Raw genomic sequence first — 18,646 nt, forward strand, 5'->3', positions numbered from 1 at the left:
GGAAATAAGCCTGCTGACCTAAATCGCTAGAAACTAAGGGTTGAGCCCCGGTAAAAAACTGGCTAACTCAGAGAGTTAGCCAGAAAGTCAATTAAAGGCCTGCCAGACGAGCAGTATCTTCAGCAATCACTAGCTCTTCATTGGTCGAGATAACCATAGCTGGAATACGGCTGTTTGCCGTTGTGATCACACCTTCGCCGCCAAAACGTGCTTTTAGGTTTGCTGCGCTGTCGACTTCGATACCGAAGATAGCCAAACGGTTTAGTACCATTTCACGGATAGGGCCTGAGTTCTCACCGATACCACCAGTGAAGACGATAGCGTCTAGGCGACCGTCAAGGCTTGCTGTGTAGCCAGCCACGTATTTTGCTAGGCGGTGGCAGAACACGTCCATTGCACGAGTTGCTTCTTCTTTCTCACCGTAGTTATCTTCAACAAAACGGCAATCCGAAGTCACTTGAGTTAAGCCTTGTAGGCCAGACTCTTTGGTTAGCATAGTGTTGATTTGATCAACAGAGTAACCCAGTGCATCGTGCAGGTGGAAGATGATTGCAGGGTCGATGTCACCACAACGTGTGCCCATCACCAAACCTTCAAGCGGCGTTAGACCCATTGAAGTATCAACTGATTGACCGTTTTTGATCGCACAAACAGAAGCACCATTGCCTAGGTGACAGTTGATGATGTTAACTTCTTCAACTGGCTTGTTGAGTAGGCCTGCAACTTCACGAGTGATGAATAAGTGTGAAGTACCATGCATGCCATAACGACGGATACCATGCTCTTTGTATAGATTGTACGGAAGAGCGTATAGGAAAGACTCTTCAGGCATAGTTTGATGGAACGCAGTATCAAACACAGCTACGTTTTGAAGCTCAGGGAAGTTTTTCTTAGCGGCTTCGATACCGATGATGTGTGCTGGGTTATGAAGCGGTGCAAAGGTTGCAGCGTCTTGAATACCTTTCAGTACATCATCAGAGATAAGTGCAGATTGAGTGAACTGCTCACCACCGTGTACGATACGGTGACCGATAGCGCCAAGGTTAGCTTTAAGCTCTGGCTTAGAAGCAAGAATAGTTTCAACCATAAACACGAGTGCTTCTTCGTGCGCTGCACCTTCGCCTAGTTGCGCTTCGTGTTTACCGTCAAGTTTCCACTTGATACGTGCTTCAGGAAGGTGAAGACATTCAGCAAGACCTGATAGGTGCTCAGCACCTGTTTCTGCATCGACAACAGCAAATTTAAGAGAAGAACTACCGCAGTTTAAAACTAAAACTAGCTTAGACATGTGTGACTACCTGTAATAATCGGTTAGGATAAAAATCATTCACAAGAATAGTAGAACCGTTGTGGAGCGCTACTAATCTTGGCCAATAAAACTTGAATTTCCGTATAATGAGACGGGGCTTTTAACGTAAAGTCGTCGATGCATTCCTTGCAGATTTCATCTCGGAGTTGCCTAAATTGTAAATAACGGCAACAATGAGATTGAGGGCTCGCAAAGAATAGCGATAATGGGCCAATATAACAAAAAAAAATTGAAATAATATTAACTTCTATCAATTTTTTACTAGATTAGTTGAATCATTAAACTATTTTTTAGTTGAATGGCAGCATCGAGAGTGAGGGCGCGCTATGAATAACAAAGTTGGAATCGTTCACAGCCTGAAAGATGGTCAGAAATATATGGATGTTTGGCCTGTGCGCAAAGAGCTAGGCCTCATTTTTCCTGAGCAACGGATCATTAAAGCCACGCGTTTTGGCGTTAAGGCTATGCCAGCTATCGCCGCAATCAGTGTACTGACACAGATGGTTTTTGAAAATACACAGGCGATGCCCCAAGCAGTGGTAGTGGCACTTTTTGCCATAAGCTTACCGCTACAAGGTATGTGGTGGCTGGGAAACCGCGCCAATACCCAACTTCCACCTTCGCTTGCTGGGTGGTACCGAGAGCTGTACCAGAAGATTGTCGATACTGGTTTTGCTTTAGAGCCAATCAAAGCGAAGCCGAGATACAAAGAGCTGGCTGCTATCCTCAACCGAGCATTCCGTCAGTTAGATGACGCCGCGTTAGAACGCTGGTTCTAGCCACCCAGGTAGCATGTGAATAAAAGGCAAAGAGGACTTCCGCAGTGAACTCCTCTTTGTTATTCAACTTTCGCCTTATTCTTATCTCTCTTTTTGTTACTTTACTGTTAAACCTCACTTCCCTTTAGCCTGAGTTACTGGTAATAATGTTGTCAGCGACGCTCAGTGCGCGTACATAAAAATATTAAAAACACAACATCCAACATGTATACCTAAACAATATGAAGTTGTAAGCAATCTGCAATGGGATGAATCCTAATGTGGCACAGGTTAACTGTGTTTAACGGGATGAGCGCATTTGCTAGCACTGCTACCGCTTTAAGTAGGAAGGGTATAATGCTTAAATCAAGGAGTTAAGATGAAAGCAGGCAAAGCCATTGTTACCGCCGTTTTTGCAGGAGCAGTATTACTCTCTTCCACAAGCATCATGGCCAAAACAGCGAAAGTCGCCGTATCGCAAATTGTTGAGCACCCAGCTTTAGACGCAACCAGACAAGGTTTACTTGATGGTTTAAAAGCAAAAGGTTATGAACAAGGCAAAAATCTAGATTTTGATTTTAAAACCGCGCAAGGCAACCCAGCCATTGCTGTTCAAATTGCGCGCCAATTTGTCGGGGAAAATCCTGATGTGTTAGTCGGCATCGCAACCCCCACGGCGCAAGCGCTCGTCTCTGCAACCAAAACTATTCCTGTCGTGTTCACGGCGGTGACCGATCCTGTCGGTGCTAAATTGGTGAAAAAACTTGAGCAACCGGGTAAAAACGTGACCGGGCTTTCTGATCTATCGCCAGTTGAACAGCACGTTGAGCTGATCAAAGAGATCATGCCAAACGTGAAATCTATCGGTGTAGTGTATAACCCCGGTGAGGCTAATGCAGTGAGCTTGATGGAACTGCTTAAATCGAGCACTCAAAAACATGGCATTAAACTTATTGAAGCGACAGCCTTAAAAAGCGCAGACGTACAAACTGCGACACAGGCGATTGCCTCAAAATCAGACATTATCTATGCCTTGATTGATAATACCGTTGCCAGTGCGATTGAAGGGATGATTGTTTCGGCAAACCAAGCTAAGACCCCAGTATTTGGCGCAGCAACCTCTTATGTTGAACGCGGAGCGATTGCTAGCCTTGGCTTTGATTATTACCAAATTGGCGTACAAACCGCGGACTATGTTGTCGCTATCTTGGAAGGCCAAGCACCGGGTAAACTGGATGTTAAAGTGGCCAAAGGGTCTGATTTAATGATCAACAAAACCGCAGCGGAAAAACTGGGCGTAACGATTCCTCAGTCAGTACTTGATCGTGCTACGAGCGTAAAATAAAGACCATTCAGAGCTAGAGCGAAGGCTTTAGCTCTGTTTAAGCAGAGAAAGGAGTTGTTATGTCTGCTTTTGCTTTTTTTGGCGCTCTAGAGATAGGGCTGCTGTACGGATTAGTGGCATTGGGTGTTTACCTCACTTTCCGTGTCCTTGATTTCCCCGATTTAAGCGTTGATGGCAGTTTCCCGATGGGCGCTGCGGTGGCCGCAACGGCGATTGTGGCAGGTATTAACCCTTGGGTTGCTACAGGAATGGCGATACTTGCGGGTGCCTTTACCGGTTGGGTGACTGCATTTCTTGCGGTTCGCTGCGGTATTTTGCATCTATTGGCGTCGATTCTCACCATGATTGCCGCCTTCTCCATCAATATTCGTATTATGGGACGCCCCAATATTGCTCTGCTTGGGGAGGAGACCATTCTTACGCCCTTTGAAGCCATGGGTGACTCGGTTTACATTCGCCCGCTGGTCGTGGGTGTATTGGTCTTGATTTCGGCCTGGTTTGTGGTGCGATTATTAAACAGTGACTTTGGACTTGGACTGCGTGCTACGGGCGTTAATGCCCGTATGGTGAGAGCACAAGGCGGAAGCACCTCGTTTTATACCTATTTTGCTCTTGCGTTATCGAATGGTTTTGTCGGTTTTGCTGGGGCACTGTTTGCGCAAACCAACAGTTTTGCTGATGTAACTTCGGGCGTAGGGACGATTGTCGTTGGCCTTGCTGCTGTGATCTTGGGGCAGACGTTGATCCCTGGTCGCCGGATCTGGGTTGCAGTGCTGGCGGTCATCGTCGGTTCAGTGCTGTACCGTTTAGCGGTCGCCTTTGCTTTGAGCTCGGGCATGTTCGGTTTGCAGGCGTCTGATCTCAACTTAGTTACTGCTGTGCTGGTGGCCATTGCACTGATTGCGCCAAAAATGAAAAGGAACTTCAAAGCAAAAAAGGGTAATTCTCCTACTCAGAAGTCGGTTGTTGCTAAGCAGGATAAAGCGTCAGGAGAAACATTATGATTCGTTTAGAAGATATTCAAGTCACGTTTAACCCTGGCACAATTTTAGAAAATAGAGCGTTAAGAGGTGTTCACCTCGAAGTACCTGAACATCAATTTTTAACTGTGATTGGCTCAAATGGTGCTGGGAAATCGACATTATTAGGCGCTGTAACGGGCGAAACGCCCATGATGGCAGGCAAAGTACTCATCGATGAAGTCGATGTCACGCGCCAGAGCGTGGATCAGCGTGCACGTTTATGCGCTCGCGTGTTCCAAGACCCACTTGCCGGTACATGTGGCGATTTAACCATTGAAGAGAATATGGCTTTAGCCTACATGCGCGGCAGGCGCCGAGGGTGGGGGCTGTCACTTTCTTCATCACGTCGCAAGTTGTTTCAAGAGCGAATCGCTATCCTTGGTTTGGGATTAGAAGATCGTTTAGGCGATAACATCGGCCTACTGTCTGGTGGGCAGCGTCAAGCGGTTAGCTTAGTGATGGCAACTTTATCTGACAGTAAATTGTTACTGCTTGATGAGCACACTGCGGCTCTGGATCCTAGAATGGCGGCCTTTATCATTGATTTGACCAAAACAATCGTCAAAGAATTTAACTTGACGGTGATGATGGTAACGCACTCGATGAAAGATGCCTTAGCGTGTGGTGATCGCACTGTGATGCTTCACCAAGGTGAAATTGTTCTTGATGTGTCTGGTGAGCAGCGTGCCAATATGAAAGTGCCTGATCTACTGGAAATGTTTTCGAAAGTTCGAGGCGAAGAGCTGGCAGATGATAGCCTTCTACTCAGTTAATGGTTTTACTTCGTTATCACAGAGGGTTAGTTAACACAGTGGTTGACTAAGCATCAACAGGCTTTCTCGGCGTGAGGTTGAGAAAGCCTGAAGAAAACGCATCACAACGTGTTTTGTAACCGATCACGGTAACGCTGAATGTGCTCCACGATAGGTTCCGATTTGGTGAATGTCCTGATTTCGCGAAATAGCTCGTTAGCTTGAGGATATTCTTGACGCAAGTAGGTAAACCATTGCTTGACTCGGTTGGGATAGTAAAAGCCTTTATCGCCTCTAATTTCAAATTGCGAATAGCGCAGGAGCAGATCAACCACTTCATGCCAAGGCATCACTTTATGGTTATGTTTGACCACATTGCCTAAATTGGGAACGTTGAATGCGCCTCGACAAACCATCAATGACTCTACGCCCGTCGCTTTAATACAGGCTTGACCATCGTCATAGTTCCAAATTTCGCCATTAGCGATCAGAGGCAGAGACGTCTTCTGGCGTATCTGATTAATGTAATCCCACTTAATTTCACTGGCGCGATAACCGCCCGCTTTTGTTCGGGCATGAACTGTGAGCTCGTTTGCTCCAGCTTGTTCAATCGCATCGACAATTTCAAAGCAGTCGTTAGGGTCTTCCCAACCTAAGCGGATTTTAGCCGAAACAGGGATCGCTTTCGGTACCGCATCTCGGCATGATTTTACCACTTGATAAATCAATTCCGGATGTTGTAACAGCGCCGCACCGCCTTTGTGTTTGTTGACCGTTTTCGCTGGGCAACCAAAATTCAAGTCAATGCCGTGCGCGCCTAATTCAGCAACTCGTGCGGCATTTTCTGCCATCCAATGTGGCTCTTGGCCGAGCAGTTGGACGTGCACGGGAACACCTGCTTGTGTTTTTGAGCCTGTTTTCAGTTCAGGACAAAGGCGATAAAAAACGTGGTCAGGCAATAATTGGTCAACGACACGCACAAATTCAGTCACGCACAGATCGTAATCATTCATCTGGGTGAGCAGTTCACGCATCAAGTGGTCTAGCACACCCTCCATCGGGCCCAAAATTACACGCATCATCATTTCGCCTTAAAAATTCGAGGCGAGATTGTAGTGGTTACCGAATCAAAAGTCACTAAATGCAAGAGTTGGTATATAATCCTTGGTCAACCATTTTAACTGTACAGATTTTCATGACCTACTCATTGCTCTCTCTTCCTCAATCAGCTCCTCAATCCGCTCATTTTTTTGAAGGGGCTATTTTGGCATCCAATTTCGCCACTAAGCCGTTAGAACCCACAACCTGGCTAGAACCTTTAGTGGGGGAGCAAGCCAAAGCACTTGAACCAGCGGTGATGGCGCAAATTAATCTGCAATATAACTTGCTCAAACGTAGCGAATATTCGGCGTTAGCCTTGCTAGATAATGCGACTCAGTGGGCTGATTTTGCTGAAGGGTTTATGAGCGTCTGGCCAGTCGTTGAACCGCAATGGTTAGAGACTCAAATTGGTGATGGCAGCCTGCGCATGCTGCAAGCTTTGTTGACCACCTTCATGTTAGCCATCGATGAAACACAAACACAGCAGCAGATGAGCGAAGCGGGTTTTGCAACACCACCCAGTTTGAGTGATTTTGCTGAGCAGTTGGATGTCATGATCACTGAAGTGGCGTTAATGGCTGATGAATTAATGCTCGGCATGAAAACGCAGCGGGTTAACCCATTTAAAGGGATTGGACGCAATGATCCTTGTCCGTGCGCTAGTGGCAAAAAATTCAAACAGTGCTGTGGCCAGTAAAGTACGCCGCCTGAGGTTTAATCTCAACAAAACGCTGACAAACCCAAGCAAATAAGCCCTTATAAACGAGTTATTCTGATAAATAAGTTGTTCTGATAAGCGAATGCTTCTTAAGAGAAGAGGGCCTTATCAATAAACGTTATAGAAAACGTTATAGACAAAAAATTGTTATCCATGGAGTGTGGTAATCATGAAAAGAGTGTTAGCCCTGTTGCTGTGTAGTTTTTCTGTCGCTGTTTTGGCTGCGCCAAAAGACGAGTTGAGCCAACGCCTCGCGCTGAACGCTGGTTTTAGCGCTACCTTTGCCCAGCAAGTGATCAGCCCTGAAGGTGATATTGTGATGGAAGGTCAGGGGAAAGTTGATATTGTTCGGCCAAGCCTTTTCCGTTGGCAAACGACCGCTCCTGATGAAAACTTACTGGTGTCTGATGGTAAAACCTTGTGGTATTACAGTCCATTTATCGAACAAGTGAGTATTTATAATCAAGAACAAGCGACGGAACAAACTCCTTTTGTGTTGCTGACTCGTAATCGCGCCAGTGATTGGGATCACTACAAGGTTGCACAAAACGGTGATGATTTCACCCTAACGCCAACCGCGGTAGATTCAAACCAAGGGCAGTTTCAGATAGCGATTGATGAGAAAGGGATCGTGAAAGGTTTTAACGTGATTGAACAAGATGGACAGAAGAGTCTGTTTACGTTTAGCGATGTACAACTAACACCGGCCGCTAAAGCGCGTTTCACGTTCCAGATCCCGCAAGGTGTCGAGGTTGATGATCAACGTAATTGAGATAGGGACTAAGGCGTGAGTAATTATAGTGTGGGTAACTACAGCAGTGTGGGTAACTACAGCTTAGATTTTTCGGGTGATGAAGATTTCCGTCCGTTGGCCGCGAGAATGCGCCCTCAGACGGTTGAGCAGTATATTGGCCAGCAGCACATTTTAGGTGTGGGTAAACCCTTGCGGCGTGCATTAGAGGCTGGTCATATTCATTCGATGATCTTGTGGGGGCCGCCCGGTACGGGTAAAACGACCTTGGCTGAAGTGGCGGCGAATTACGCCAATGCAGAGGTTGAACGTGTTTCTGCGGTGACTTCTGGCGTTAAAGAGATCCGTGCTGCCATTGAAAAAGCACGCGAAAATAAAATGGCGGGTCGACGTACTATTTTGTTTGTAGACGAAGTGCATCGTTTTAATAAATCTCAACAAGATGCTTTTTTGCCACACATTGAAGATGGCACTGTGACTTTCATTGGTGCCACGACAGAGAATCCCTCTTTTGAGCTCAACAACGCTTTGCTATCTCGTGCTCGGGTGTACAAATTAACCTCGCTGGCTAGCGATGAAATTTTGCTGGCGCTCAATCAAGCAATCAACGATGCCGATCGCGGTTTAGGTAAAGTTGCAGCGCAGTTTATGGATAACGTGCTCGAACGTTTGGCTGAATTGGTCAATGGTGATGCGCGCATGTCACTCAATTATCTTGAGCTGCTGTACGACATGGCCGAAGAGAATGCGCAAGGTGAAAAGCTCATTACGCTCAAACTGTTGGCCGAAGTGGCAGGCGAAAAAGTGTCGCGCTTTGATAATAAAGGCGATATTTGGTACGACCTTATCTCTGCGGTGCATAAATCGATTCGAGGTTCCAACCCCGATGCGGCGCTGTATTGGTCGGCCAGAATGATCGCAGCAGGTTGCGATCCACTTTATATCGCTCGTCGTTTATTGGCGATAGCTTCGGAAGATGTTGGCAACGCCGACCCAAGAGGCATGCAGGTGGCGCTCGCTGCTTGGGACTGTTTTACCCGCGTTGGTCCTGCGGAAGGTGAACGTGCTATTGCACAAGCGATTGTCTATTTAGCGTGCGCGCCCAAAAGTAATGCCGTGTATAGCGCGTGGAAGCAAGCCTTAGCTGATGCGCATAATTTGCCAGAGTATGAGGTGCCGCCTCATTTGCGTAATGCACCAACCAGTTTGATGAAAGATCTTGGTTATGGAGCACAATATCGCTATGCCCACGATGAACCGGGAGCTTACGCGGCTGGCGAAAGTTATTTGCCGCCTGAAATGAGCGATACACGCTACTACCAGCCAACAAATCGAGGTTTAGAAACCAAAATTGGTGAAAAGTTAGATTACTTGGCTAGTTTAGATGCAAAAAGCCCACAAAAGCGCTATGAAAAATAGTCTCTTTTCGTTATCTTTGTCGGGTTCAATTTTCTCTACGCGTCGCTCTTATTAGAAAGGGATGCAGGCGCGTTTTTCATAACTAAAAGCATAGGATTAGCAATGCTGGATTCTAAATTACTTCGCACTGAGCTGGATGAAACAGCTGCAAAATTAGCGCGTCGCGGTTTCAAACTCGACGTTGAGACAATTCGTCAACTTGAAGAACAACGTAAGTCCATTCAAGTAGAAGTTGAAAATTTACAATCCTCGCGCAACTCCATCTCCAAAGAAATTGGCCAAAAAATGGCCGCCGGCGACAAAGCGGGCGCAGAAGCAGTCAAGCTACAAATCGGCTCTCTAGGCAGTGACTTAGACGCGAAAAAAGCGCAGTTGAATGACATCCAAGCACAATTGGATGCGATTACTATGTCTGTACCCAACGTACCAGATGAATCGGTTCCTGACGGTAAAGATGAAAATGACAACGTAGAAGTTTCTCGTTGGGGCGAACCTAAAACTTACGATTTTGAGCTCAGAGATCACGTTGATCTTGGCGAAATGGCTGGTGGTTTAGATTTTGCTAGTGCGACTAAAATTACTGGCGCTCGCTTTATCGTGATGAAAGGCCAATTTGCTCGCCTACACCGTGCGATTGCTCAGTTCATGCTGGACTTGCACACACAAGAACATGGTTATACAGAAATGTATGTCCCTTATCTTGTCAACGCTGACAGCCTGTTTGGTACTGGTCAGCTACCTAAATTTGGTCAAGACCTATTCCATACTGAGCCACTAACTGAAAAAGTGAATGATGAAGAGCCACGTAAACTGTCTCTTATCCCAACGGCTGAAGTACCGGTAACGAACTTGGTGCGTGACACCATTTCTGACGAAGCCGATCTGCCACTTAAAATGACGGCTCATACACCTTGTTTCCGTTCTGAGGCGGGATCGTATGGTCGCGATACACGTGGTCTTATCCGTATGCACCAATTTGATAAAGTCGAATTGGTTCAGATTACGCGCCCAGAAGATTCAATGGCGGCGCTGGAAGAGTTAACGGGTCATGCGGAAAAAGTGCTGAAATTGCTTGAACTGCCGTACCGTAAAGTGGTGTTGTGTGCAGGTGACATGGGCTTTGGCTCTCGCAAAACTTACGATCTAGAAGTGTGGGTTCCTGCGCAAGGCACATACCGTGAGATCTCCTCTTGCTCAAACATGTGGGATTTCCAAGCGCGTCGTATGCAAGCCCGTTTCCGTCGCAAAGGCGGCAATAAACCTGAGCTTGTACACACGCTGAACGGTTCAGGCCTTGCTGTGGGTCGTACTATGGTAGCCATTTTGGAAAACAACCAACAAGCCGATGGCCGTATTGCCGTTCCTAGCGTACTGCAACCATACATGGGTGGCGCAACGCACATCGGTTAATCATGATGCGTTAAACACAGTAAAAAAACCGACTTGCGAGTCGGTTTTTTTATGCATCAATATTCTATGTCGGTTCTATTTAAGCCCCATCGATTTGAAAGCATTGCGAATTTTGCAATGCCACCGCTACAGCGTTGATCAGTTTTTCAATGTCATCTACTTGGCTAATAAACGGTGGCATCACATAGATTAAACAGCCAAAAGGACGGATCCAGACCCCTTGCTCAACAAATAGCGCTTGAATGACTTCCATATTGACAGGGCGATGCGTTTCAATCACGCCGATAGCGCCCAGCCAGCGCGTCTCTTTTACCATCTCAAAACGGTTAAGCATGGGCAGTAAATGAGCAAATTGCGCTTCAATACGCTGGGTTTGCTGTTGCCAATCGCCCTGTTCGATGAGCTCTAAGCTAGCGCAGGCGACGGCGCACGCCAATGGATTAGCCATAAAGGTTGGCCCATGCATAAAGCAGCCCGCTTCGCCAGCACAAACCGTATCGGCGACTTGCTTGGTCGCCAGTGTGGCCGAAAGCGTCATATAGCCACCCGTTAAGGCCTTGCCGACACATAAAATATCAGGCGCGATATTAGCGTGCTCACAGGCGAAGAGCTTTCCAGTACGGCCAAACCCAGTTGCAATCTCATCGGCAATCAGTAGCAAACCATATTGATCGCAAAGTGCACGCACGCCTTTTAAAAACTGAGGATGATAGATACGCATACCGCCAGCACCCTGCACAATTGGTTCTAAAATTACCGCCGCAAGCTCTTGATGAGCGTGCATTATTTTCTCTCGAAAATCATCGAGATCGCGTTCATCCCACTCATCCCAAAAACCGCAAGTTGGCGAATCGGCAAAAATATGCTGCGGCAAAAAACCTTTGTAGAGCGAATGCATCGAGTTATCTGGGTCAGTGACTGACATTGCGGCAAACGTATCGCCGTGATAGCCATGACGTAAGGTGAGAAATTTCGCTCGTGGTTGACCTTTTGCATGCCAGTATTGCAGCGCCATTTTTAAACTGACCTCCACGGCGACGGAGCCAGAATCGGCTAAAAATACGTGCTCAAGATTGCTTGGCGCTAATGCCAGTAATTTTTTACAAAGCGTAATGGCGGGTTGATGTGTGATACCGCCAAACATCACGTGTGACATTTTATCAATTTGCTGATGCGCAGCGTAATTAAGGTGTGGATGGTTATAACCATGAATAGTTGCCCACCAAGAGGACATTCCATCAATCAAGCGTCGCCCATCTTCCAAATAAAGATGGACACCTTGAGCGTGAGTGACGGGATAACAAGTCAATGGCGTCAGCGTTGAAGTGTAGGGATGCCAGATATGTTGGCGGTCGAAGAGTAAATCCATGATCAGTCCATATTGCTGGGTTTGTTTAAAAATCAATCAAACGTAAACTTATGTTTTCTTTGTTTGTTGACAGTTTATCGCTTGTCAGTAGACTAGCCAAGCAACAAAATAATAAAACTGAATAAGGAAGAGATGTGGAAGTTCGTCATAACTGGACCGTTGCTGAGGTGAACGCACTGGTCGAAAAGCCGTTTATGGATCTACTGTTTGAAGCGCAGCAAGTACATCGTCAATACCATCCCAAAAATTATGTTCAGGTCAGCACGTTACTTTCTATTAAGACGGGGGCGTGTCCTGAAGATTGTAAATATTGCCCGCAGAGTGCGCATTACCGGACTGATGTTGATAAAGAACGGTTGATGGAAGTCGAGCGGGTGTTAGACGCGGCGCAAAAAGCGAAGCGCTCTGGCTCGACCCGCTTTTGCATGGGAGCGGCGTGGAAAAACCCGAAAGCGCGTGATATGCCTCTCTTGAAAGAGATGATTAGTGGCGTGAAAGAGATGGGCTTGGAAACGTGTATGACGTTGGGCATGCTAACGCCTGATCAAGCAAGTGAGTTGGCCAGTGCAGGGCTTGATTACTATAACCACAACCTAGATACCTCACCTGAATACTATGGCAACATTATCACCACTCGAACCTATCAAGATCGCCTTGATACTTTATCGCACGTGCGCGATGCAGGAATGAAGATCTGCTCTGGGGGAATTATCGGTATGGGAGAGAGCGCTAATGACCGCGCTGGCCTGTTGGTGGAATTAGCGAACTTACCAACCCATCCTGAAAGTGTACCGATTAATATGCTGGTCAAAGTGAAAGGCACACCGTTAGAGCAAGCTGAAGATGTCGAAGCGTTTGATTTTATTCGTCTGATTGCCGTTGCTCGGATCATGATGCCACAATCGGCGGTGCGTTTATCGGCTGGACGTGAAAATATGAATGAGCAGATGCAAGCGCTGTGCTTTATGGCAGGTGCAAACTCCATTTTCTACGGTTGCAAGTTGCTAACGACTCCTAATCCTGATGAAGATAGCGATATGCAGTTATTTAAAAAACTGGGTATCAATAGCCAACAAGTGAGCCAAAAACCGGATGAAGTTGCAGAAAGTGAGCTGCTTGAACGTGTCGTAAAACGGGTGGCAGCTCGTCCTACTAAAGATGATCTTTTCTACGATGCCAGCGTTTAATTCACGTATTTCAGCGGCGCTCAGTGCTCGTCACGATCTTGGGCTTTCTCGTTCTCTTATCGAGCTTGAGGGAGGCAACCAGGTTCGATTGTGCAAAGATGGCCGCCAGTATCTTAACTTTTCCAGTAACGATTACCTTGGCCTTGCACATGACTCAGAATTGATTGCCGCTTGGCAGCAAGGGCTGAGTATGTATGGTTGCGGTAGTGGCGCGTCTCCTTTGGTCACAGGCTTTAGCTCAGCCCATCGCAACCTTGAAGCTAACTTGTGTGAGTGGCTAGGTTATGAGCGAGCCATTTTGTTTGGATCGGGGTTTAGTGCCAATCAGGCACTGTTGTTTAGCCTGCTCAATAAAGACGATTTGCTACTGCAAGATAAACTTAACCACGCCTCTTTGATGGAAGCAGGAATGCTTTGCGCAGCCAGTATGAAGCGTTTTCGGCACAACGATGTCACTCATCTTAAGCAACAGCTTAACAGCGATAGTCATACATTAGTGGTGACTGAAGGGGTCTTTAGCATGGATGGTGATTGTGCACCGCTGTGCGAAATCACGGATGCACTGCAAGGTGAAGCGTGGTTGGCAGTCGATGATGCACACGGCATCGGTGTGTTGGGCGAGGGTGGGGCCGGCAGTTGCAGTGCGGCAGGAATAAAACCACAGCTCTTAGTGGTGACCTTTGGCAAAGCCTTAGGGTTATCGGGTGCAGCTATCTTATGCAATCAAGAGGTGGGTGACTTTCTTACGCAGTTTGCTCGTCACCACGTCTATTCTACAGCCATACCGCCAGCGCAAGCTTATGCAGTAACTCATGCTATTTCAATGGTCACTCAGCAGCCGTGGCGCAGAGAAAAACTGACTGAGCTGCAAGCTTATTACGCTGAATCTATGCAAGGTTTCGATGGCTATGTTGAAACGCTAACGCCAATCAAGCCCTACCTTGTTGGTGAGGCGCAAACAGCATTGAATATCGCCGAACAATTGCGACATCACGGGTGTTGGTTGACCGCGATTCGCCCACCAACGGTGGCTCAAGGTCGTGCCCGATTGCGTATCACTCTAACTGCCAATCACACTATTGCTGACATAGAGCAACTAACCACACAACTGCAACGTGCGCTAGAGGAGAGCTGAATATGTCACAAACTCATGCAATAGAGATAAATACGCTGCATGACAAAGCTGCCATTGCCCACTCTTTTAGCCGCGCGGCAAAGCATTATGATGTACATGCCGCTTTTCAACGTGACGTAGGGCACCGTTTATTGGACAAAATGCCGCGCAATCTAGTAGGAAAAAGAGTGCTCGATCTTGGTTGTGGTACGGGCTATTTTTCAGAGCAACTGCGGCGTAGAGGGGCGTATGTGGTATGTGTTGACCTCTCAAGTGAGATGCTAGTACAAGCTAAAATACGTTGTGGTGATGTTGGCGTCACCTATTATCAAGCCGATGCTGAGGCGCTTCCTTTCGCCAACGCCTCTTTTGATTACGTTTTTTCTAGCTTAGCGCTGCAGTGGTGTGATGACCTTGTTCTACCACTGCGACAAATTCACCGCGTATTGAAACCACAAGGGACGGCTTATTTTTCGACATTATTGGACGGTTCGCTGTTTGAACTGAAACAAGCGTGGACAAAAATTGATACACATCAACACGTCAATGATTTCATCACACTCAATCAGGTAAAAATTGCGTTAGCGCAATCTCACGGTTACCACCATCAACTAGACTTGCCTTCGATCACAGTTTGGTATGACAAAGCTTTTTCCTTGATGAGAGATCTTAAAGGAATTGGTGCAAATCACGTAAGTGGACGCTCACAAGGGTTAACAAGCCGCAAGGCTCTACTGCAAGTTGAGCAGGCATACCAAGCATTTCAAAACCATCAAGGTCTTCTACCTGCAACTTATCAGGTTTGTTTAGGGGTTATACATCGATGATTGATGCATTTTTTATTGCGGGTACGGACACCGACGTTGGAAAAACGGTCGCTTCAAAAGCGATTCTACAAGCATTAGCCGCCAAGGATTTGGTGACTATTGGCTACAAACCCGTTGCCGCTGGTAGCGAAAAAACGGAATTTGGCTTACGCAACTCAGATGCATTACATCTGATGAAAGCGGCAACCAAAGAGATGCCCTATGGTGATGTGAATCCATATTCTTTAGCGCTCCCTACATCACCACATATCGCAGCAAAACATGAACAGGTCGAGATTGATTATGGCGTACTCAGTAGCAAATTAGCTAAGCATAAAGCGAATGCTGACATTGTGTTGATCGAAGGTGCTGGTGGTTGGCGTGTTCCGATCTCTGATACGGACTGCTTGTCTACTTGGGTTAAACAAGAACAGCTACCAGTGGTATTAGTGGTAGGGATTAAACTAGGTTGCTTAAGCCATGCAATTTTAACAGCGGAAAGTATTATTGCCGACGGGTTGAAGATTGTTGGCTGGGTAGCCAACCGAGTGAACCCAGGAACTGAGCATTACGCTGAAATTATTGCAATGTTGGAATCGCGCATTCCAGCGCCTAAGCTTGGTGAAATACCCTATGTGCCAACGGTAAAACGGCAACAAATTGGTAAGTATATTAATGTTGATCCGCTGCTTGCGTCAGAGTAAGCGATGTGAATCGGCCAAAGGGCATCTCTTAGCGAGATGCCTTTTTTGATCAAGCAGGTTATTACCGCAGCTTATTGACGTGGGTTTTCGTGAACTGAGCTAAAACAACAAAAGCGAGCACCAGCAAGTTAGCAGCATAGATGACCACTAGCCACTGTGGCATGGAAAGCGTTAAAAATTGCCATACCACTTTCGAACAGTCACCGTAAGCTTCGAACATCCAAGGTGCCCATTGATTGAGTGGTGCCCAACTGGGGAAAGTGACAAATAAATCACAAGTGGCAAAAGGAGAAGGGTTGAATTGGTAATCCACATGTTGCAGAGCTAAGGTCAAACCTTTATAAGCACTGGCTCCCCAAGTAACGAGTCCAATCCAACGAACAATCGGATTATTGGGTGCGATTAAGCCAAGCAGAGCCGCTCCGCCAATTCCTAGCATCGCCACACGTTCATAAATGCACATCACACACGGTGCGAGCATCATGATGTGCTGAAAAAAAAGCGCACAAGCCTCAAAAAAAACCACAAAAAGAAGTAATAAAAACCAAGATTTTCTCGATTGAGAGAACAGTTTCAGAGTAGAAAAAAAAGTCACATTCAATACCTGTAAAGAATAAAAAGCCCTGATAGTTCAGAGCTTTTTAACTTAGATAAGTTTCATTATCAACCGAATATTTTAATGCCCGGCAGAGATGGCTTGAACTGCTTTGGCTGAATGGTGCGTAATCCACCCTAAGTCATAAAAATGCGCAGTCATGGGTTCAACTAAGAAGACAATGCCAAACAGGCCAACTAATGCCAATACAATCGTGTAGGGCAGAGCCATGATGACCATTTTGCCATAAGAAAGGCGGATCAATGGTGCAAGTGCTGATGTTAATAAGAATAAGAAAGCGGCTTGGCCGTTTGGTGTTGCTACTGACGGTAAGTTCGTACCTGTGTTAATCGCGACAGCCAATAAATCGAATTGGTCACGCGTGATAACACCTTCTAGTAGCGCTGTTTTGACTTCATTAATATAGACAGTGCCAACGAAAACGTTATCCGAAACCATCGACAAAAGCCCGTTAGCCACATAGAAGAGAGCAAGCTGAGCCCCTTTATCTTCAACATTCAACACAGCATCGATAACTGGTTTAAAGAGTTGTTGATCGATAATTACGGCTACGATGGAGAAGAATACCGCCAGCAGCGCCGTAAAGGGTAGGGCTTCTTCAAATGCTTTGCCTAGCGAATGTTCTTCTATCACACCAGTAAATGCTGTCGCCAAAATAATAACTGAAAGACCAATCAATCCCACTGCCGCTAAGTGCAGTGCCAATCCAACAATCAGCCAGACAGCAATAGCGCCTTGGATCCAAAGTTTTGCGACGTCTTGATTGGTTCGATTTTTGCGCTCAGCCGTGTCAAAATCGACCAGAATTTGACGAACGTTAACGGGTAATTCTGCGCCGTAACCAAATAGCTTCAGCTTTTCAACCAATACACAGGTCAAAATACCACAGAGAAAAACAGGTACGGTTACCGGAGACATACGGATGATAAACTCGCCAAAAAACCAACCTGCTTGATCGGCGATGATCAAGTTTTGTGGTTCACCAACCATGGTCATCACCCCGCCTAAAGCGGTACCTACGCCAGCATGCATCAGTAGTGAGCGCAAAAACGCACGATAGTTTTCTAGGTCATCACGTGTTAGTTCTGATATATGCTCATCTTGAGTATGGTCATGAGCGGAGCTTGTCCCTTGTCCCGATGCCACTTTGTGATAAATCGAGTAAAACCCGACGGCGACACTGATGACCACGGCAATAACTGTTAAGGCATCCAAAAATGCAGACAGGAAAGCAGCTGTAATGCAAAAGGCGACCGAAAGCATCGCTTTTGAACGAATACCAAGTAGTATTTTGGTGAAGATGAACAGCAATAGCTGTTTCATGAAATAGATACCAGCCACCATAAACACCAGTAGCAGCAGAACTTCGATGTTATTCACAAGCTCATGTTTTACTTGCTCTGCACTGGTCATCCCAATGGCGATAGCTTCGATAGCCAGTAAGCCACCAGGTTGTAGGGGATAGCATTTAAGCGCCATCGCTAGGGTGAAAATGAATTCAACCACAAGTAGCCAACCAGCAATAAATGGGTCGACCAAAAAGAAAACAATCGGGTTGATAATGAGAAAAGCAATAATGGCAACTTTGTACCAGTCAGGGGCTTTACCAAGAAAGTTCTTGAGAAAAGCGCTTCCGAGGGACATCGGCATGGGTAGTTCTCTTACTGTTGAGATGATAGACGCTGTCAGCTTATCTTTAATTCATTATGTGAAGTGGCCAAATAGAACGTGTTAAACACGAAAACAGTATCTATCGGCAATGTTCTAGCGAAACAACAAACCGTTTAGGGATTATGGTTTTACCAAGACACTCCTTGAGTGAGACAAGCAATCCTTACTTCGACCGTCACTCTACTCCGCAAGCTTTTTTAGTCAATAATAATCAGGTTATTGATAAAACACTTACCGATATTTTGGTCAAAAACGCGATCAAAGTTGGGTAAGCATAGCATAAGAGTTGTGAAAAATTCACGCCGAGCCGTATTTTGAAGTGGAGTTAAGGTAATAGGCATCTAAATGACTAAAAAGAGCGAATTTTGCAAGCTTAAATTGATTATTTTAAGTTTATTAATGTGAGTTATATCTCTTTATTTTTTCTACTCTTATGTGTTCTTCCTTTTGAAGAACTGCTAAAAAATACTATTTCATTGACTCGGTATTGTTCATAAACGAGATGAATAAATTAGAGTTTAAGCTCTATTTTGTTTGTGATAACTTCGCGGATGGTTTGTTTCCGATAACGTTCAACTAGTGGTATGATGAGTC

At 46.1% G+C, this 18,646-nt stretch carries 17 protein-coding genes; 12 read left to right on the forward strand and 5 right to left on the reverse strand.

Annotation, left to right across the window (positions count from 1 at the left end; translation table 11 throughout):
- Positions 1 to 91: 91 nt before the first annotated feature.
- Positions 92 to 1,288, reverse strand: coding sequence for an acetate kinase (locus AACT21_RS10645; RefSeq protein WP_094163849.1), 1,197 nt, complete (start codon positions 1,286 to 1,288; stop codon positions 92 to 94).
- A gap of 347 nt (positions 1,289 to 1,635) precedes the next feature.
- Between AACT21_RS10645 and yfbV the strand changes: the two genes are divergently transcribed.
- The 4 genes from yfbV to AACT21_RS10665 all read left to right on the forward strand — a co-directional run bounded on the left by yfbV (position 1,636) and on the right by AACT21_RS10665 (position 5,207).
- Positions 1,636 to 2,088, forward strand: coding sequence for a terminus macrodomain insulation protein YfbV (gene yfbV, locus AACT21_RS10650; protein ID WP_013856500.1), 453 nt, complete (start codon positions 1,636 to 1,638; stop codon positions 2,086 to 2,088).
- Positions 2,089 to 2,446: 358 nt separating this feature from the next.
- On the forward strand, positions 2,447 to 3,412 hold the full coding sequence (locus tag AACT21_RS10655) for an ABC transporter substrate-binding protein (RefSeq protein ID WP_013856501.1): 966 nt from the start codon (positions 2,447 to 2,449) through the stop codon (positions 3,410 to 3,412).
- A 59-nt stretch (positions 3,413 to 3,471) separates the two neighbouring features.
- Positions 3,472 to 4,416: an ABC transporter permease gene (locus AACT21_RS10660; RefSeq protein ID WP_094128854.1), complete on the forward strand. Its 945-nt coding sequence runs from the start codon at positions 3,472 to 3,474 to the stop codon at positions 4,414 to 4,416.
- The gene (locus AACT21_RS10665; RefSeq protein WP_094163851.1) at positions 4,413 to 5,207 is read left to right on the forward strand and encodes an ABC transporter ATP-binding protein; all 795 of its coding nucleotides are present in this window, start codon (positions 4,413 to 4,415) and stop codon (positions 5,205 to 5,207) included. The genes AACT21_RS10660 and AACT21_RS10665 overlap by 4 nt, the downstream gene beginning before the upstream one ends.
- A gap of 101 nt (positions 5,208 to 5,308) precedes the next feature.
- Here the strand turns inward: AACT21_RS10665 and dusC are convergent, their stop codons facing one another.
- Entirely contained in the window at positions 5,309 to 6,265 is a 957-nt protein-coding gene (gene dusC, locus AACT21_RS10670) for a tRNA dihydrouridine(16) synthase DusC (protein WP_088718024.1), read from the reverse strand.
- Positions 6,266 to 6,327: 62 nt separating this feature from the next.
- Here dusC and AACT21_RS10675 point away from each other — a divergent pair, with 62 nt between their 5' ends.
- The 4 genes from AACT21_RS10675 to serS all read left to right on the forward strand — a co-directional run bounded on the left by AACT21_RS10675 (position 6,328) and on the right by serS (position 10,585).
- Complete coding sequence (locus AACT21_RS10675) at positions 6,328 to 6,984, forward strand: YecA family protein (protein ID WP_094163853.1); 657 nt, start codon at positions 6,328 to 6,330, stop codon at positions 6,982 to 6,984.
- Between the two features lie 190 nt (positions 6,985 to 7,174).
- Positions 7,175 to 7,777, forward strand: coding sequence for an outer membrane lipoprotein chaperone LolA (lolA, locus tag AACT21_RS10680; protein ID WP_047687948.1), 603 nt, complete (start codon positions 7,175 to 7,177; stop codon positions 7,775 to 7,777).
- 48 nt (positions 7,778 to 7,825) lie between these two features.
- Positions 7,826 to 9,175 carry a replication-associated recombination protein A gene (locus AACT21_RS10685; RefSeq protein WP_026028684.1) on the forward strand — a complete coding sequence of 450 codons (1,350 nt, stop codon included), beginning with the start codon at positions 7,826 to 7,828 and terminating at the stop codon, positions 9,173 to 9,175.
- A gap of 102 nt (positions 9,176 to 9,277) precedes the next feature.
- Positions 9,278 to 10,585: a serine--tRNA ligase gene (gene serS / locus AACT21_RS10690; RefSeq protein ID WP_013856507.1), complete on the forward strand. Its 1,308-nt coding sequence runs from the start codon at positions 9,278 to 9,280 to the stop codon at positions 10,583 to 10,585.
- 79 nt (positions 10,586 to 10,664) lie between these two features.
- Here the strand turns inward: serS and bioA are convergent, their stop codons facing one another.
- Positions 10,665 to 11,954: an adenosylmethionine--8-amino-7-oxononanoate transaminase gene (bioA, locus tag AACT21_RS10695; RefSeq protein ID WP_094123342.1), complete on the reverse strand. Its 1,290-nt coding sequence runs from the start codon at positions 11,952 to 11,954 to the stop codon at positions 10,665 to 10,667.
- A gap of 134 nt (positions 11,955 to 12,088) precedes the next feature.
- On the opposite strand from bioA, the gene bioB reads away from it, so the two are divergent.
- Genes bioB through bioD form a run of 4 tightly spaced genes read left to right on the forward strand, consistent with a single transcriptional unit; the run spans position 12,089 to position 15,765 of the window.
- Positions 12,089 to 13,141: a biotin synthase BioB gene (gene bioB / locus AACT21_RS10700; protein ID WP_013856509.1), complete on the forward strand. Its 1,053-nt coding sequence runs from the start codon at positions 12,089 to 12,091 to the stop codon at positions 13,139 to 13,141.
- A complete protein-coding gene (bioF, locus tag AACT21_RS10705; RefSeq protein ID WP_094163855.1) occupies positions 13,113 to 14,276 on the forward strand; it encodes an 8-amino-7-oxononanoate synthase in 1,164 nt (387 codons plus the stop codon). Before bioB ends, bioF begins: the two co-directional genes overlap by 29 nt.
- 2 nt (positions 14,277 to 14,278) lie before the next feature.
- Positions 14,279 to 15,082 (forward strand): malonyl-ACP O-methyltransferase BioC, encoded by an 804-nt coding sequence (gene bioC, locus AACT21_RS10710; RefSeq protein WP_094163857.1) that lies wholly within the window; start codon positions 14,279 to 14,281, stop codon positions 15,080 to 15,082.
- Positions 15,079 to 15,765, forward strand: coding sequence for a dethiobiotin synthase (bioD, locus tag AACT21_RS10715; RefSeq protein WP_170898594.1), 687 nt, complete (start codon positions 15,079 to 15,081; stop codon positions 15,763 to 15,765). Before bioC ends, bioD begins: the two co-directional genes overlap by 4 nt.
- 61 nt (positions 15,766 to 15,826) lie before the next feature.
- On the opposite strand, the gene dsbB is transcribed toward bioD, so the two are convergent.
- Both dsbB and nhaB read right to left on the reverse strand, forming a co-directional pair.
- The gene (gene dsbB / locus AACT21_RS10720; RefSeq protein WP_094163859.1) at positions 15,827 to 16,366 is read right to left on the reverse strand and encodes a disulfide bond formation protein DsbB; all 540 of its coding nucleotides are present in this window, start codon (positions 16,364 to 16,366) and stop codon (positions 15,827 to 15,829) included.
- 75 nt (positions 16,367 to 16,441) lie between these two features.
- Positions 16,442 to 18,031, reverse strand: a complete 1,590-nt coding sequence (nhaB, locus tag AACT21_RS10725) for a Na(+)/H(+) antiporter NhaB (protein ID WP_094163861.1) — start codon at positions 18,029 to 18,031, stop codon at positions 16,442 to 16,444.
- Positions 18,032 to 18,646 lie beyond the last annotated feature (615 nt).

Origin of the sequence: Vibrio sp. V08_P9A1T1, assembly GCF_963874405.1 — a bacterium.
In the GTDB taxonomy this organism is placed as follows: domain Bacteria; phylum Pseudomonadota; class Gammaproteobacteria; order Enterobacterales; family Vibrionaceae; genus Vibrio; species Vibrio anguillarum.

Coding starts and splice junctions, on each gene's coding strand:
- AACT21_RS10645 (WP_094163849.1), bottom strand. CDS start 1,288: ATGTCTAAGCTAGTTTTAGTTTTAAACTGCGGTAGTTCTTCTCTTAAA.
- yfbV (WP_013856500.1), top strand. CDS start 1,636: ATGAATAACAAAGTTGGAATCGTTCACAGCCTGAAAGATGGTCAGAAA.
- AACT21_RS10655 (WP_013856501.1), top strand. CDS start 2,447: ATGAAAGCAGGCAAAGCCATTGTTACCGCCGTTTTTGCAGGAGCAGTA.
- AACT21_RS10660 (WP_094128854.1), top strand. CDS start 3,472: ATGTCTGCTTTTGCTTTTTTTGGCGCTCTAGAGATAGGGCTGCTGTAC.
- AACT21_RS10665 (WP_094163851.1), top strand. CDS start 4,413: ATGATTCGTTTAGAAGATATTCAAGTCACGTTTAACCCTGGCACAATT.
- dusC (WP_088718024.1), bottom strand. CDS start 6,265: ATGCGTGTAATTTTGGGCCCGATGGAGGGTGTGCTAGACCACTTGATG.
- AACT21_RS10675 (WP_094163853.1), top strand. CDS start 6,328: ATGCAAGAGTTGGTATATAATCCTTGGTCAACCATTTTAACTGTACAG.
- lolA (WP_047687948.1), top strand. CDS start 7,175: ATGAAAAGAGTGTTAGCCCTGTTGCTGTGTAGTTTTTCTGTCGCTGTT.
- serS (WP_013856507.1), top strand. CDS start 9,278: ATGCTGGATTCTAAATTACTTCGCACTGAGCTGGATGAAACAGCTGCA.
- bioA (WP_094123342.1), bottom strand. CDS start 11,954: ATGGATTTACTCTTCGACCGCCAACATATCTGGCATCCCTACACTTCA.
- bioF (WP_094163855.1), top strand. CDS start 13,113: ATGATCTTTTCTACGATGCCAGCGTTTAATTCACGTATTTCAGCGGCG.
- bioC (WP_094163857.1), top strand. CDS start 14,279: ATGTCACAAACTCATGCAATAGAGATAAATACGCTGCATGACAAAGCT.
- bioD (WP_170898594.1), top strand. CDS start 15,079: ATGATTGATGCATTTTTTATTGCGGGTACGGACACCGACGTTGGAAAA.
- nhaB (WP_094163861.1), bottom strand. CDS start 18,031: ATGCCGATGTCCCTCGGAAGCGCTTTTCTCAAGAACTTTCTTGGTAAA.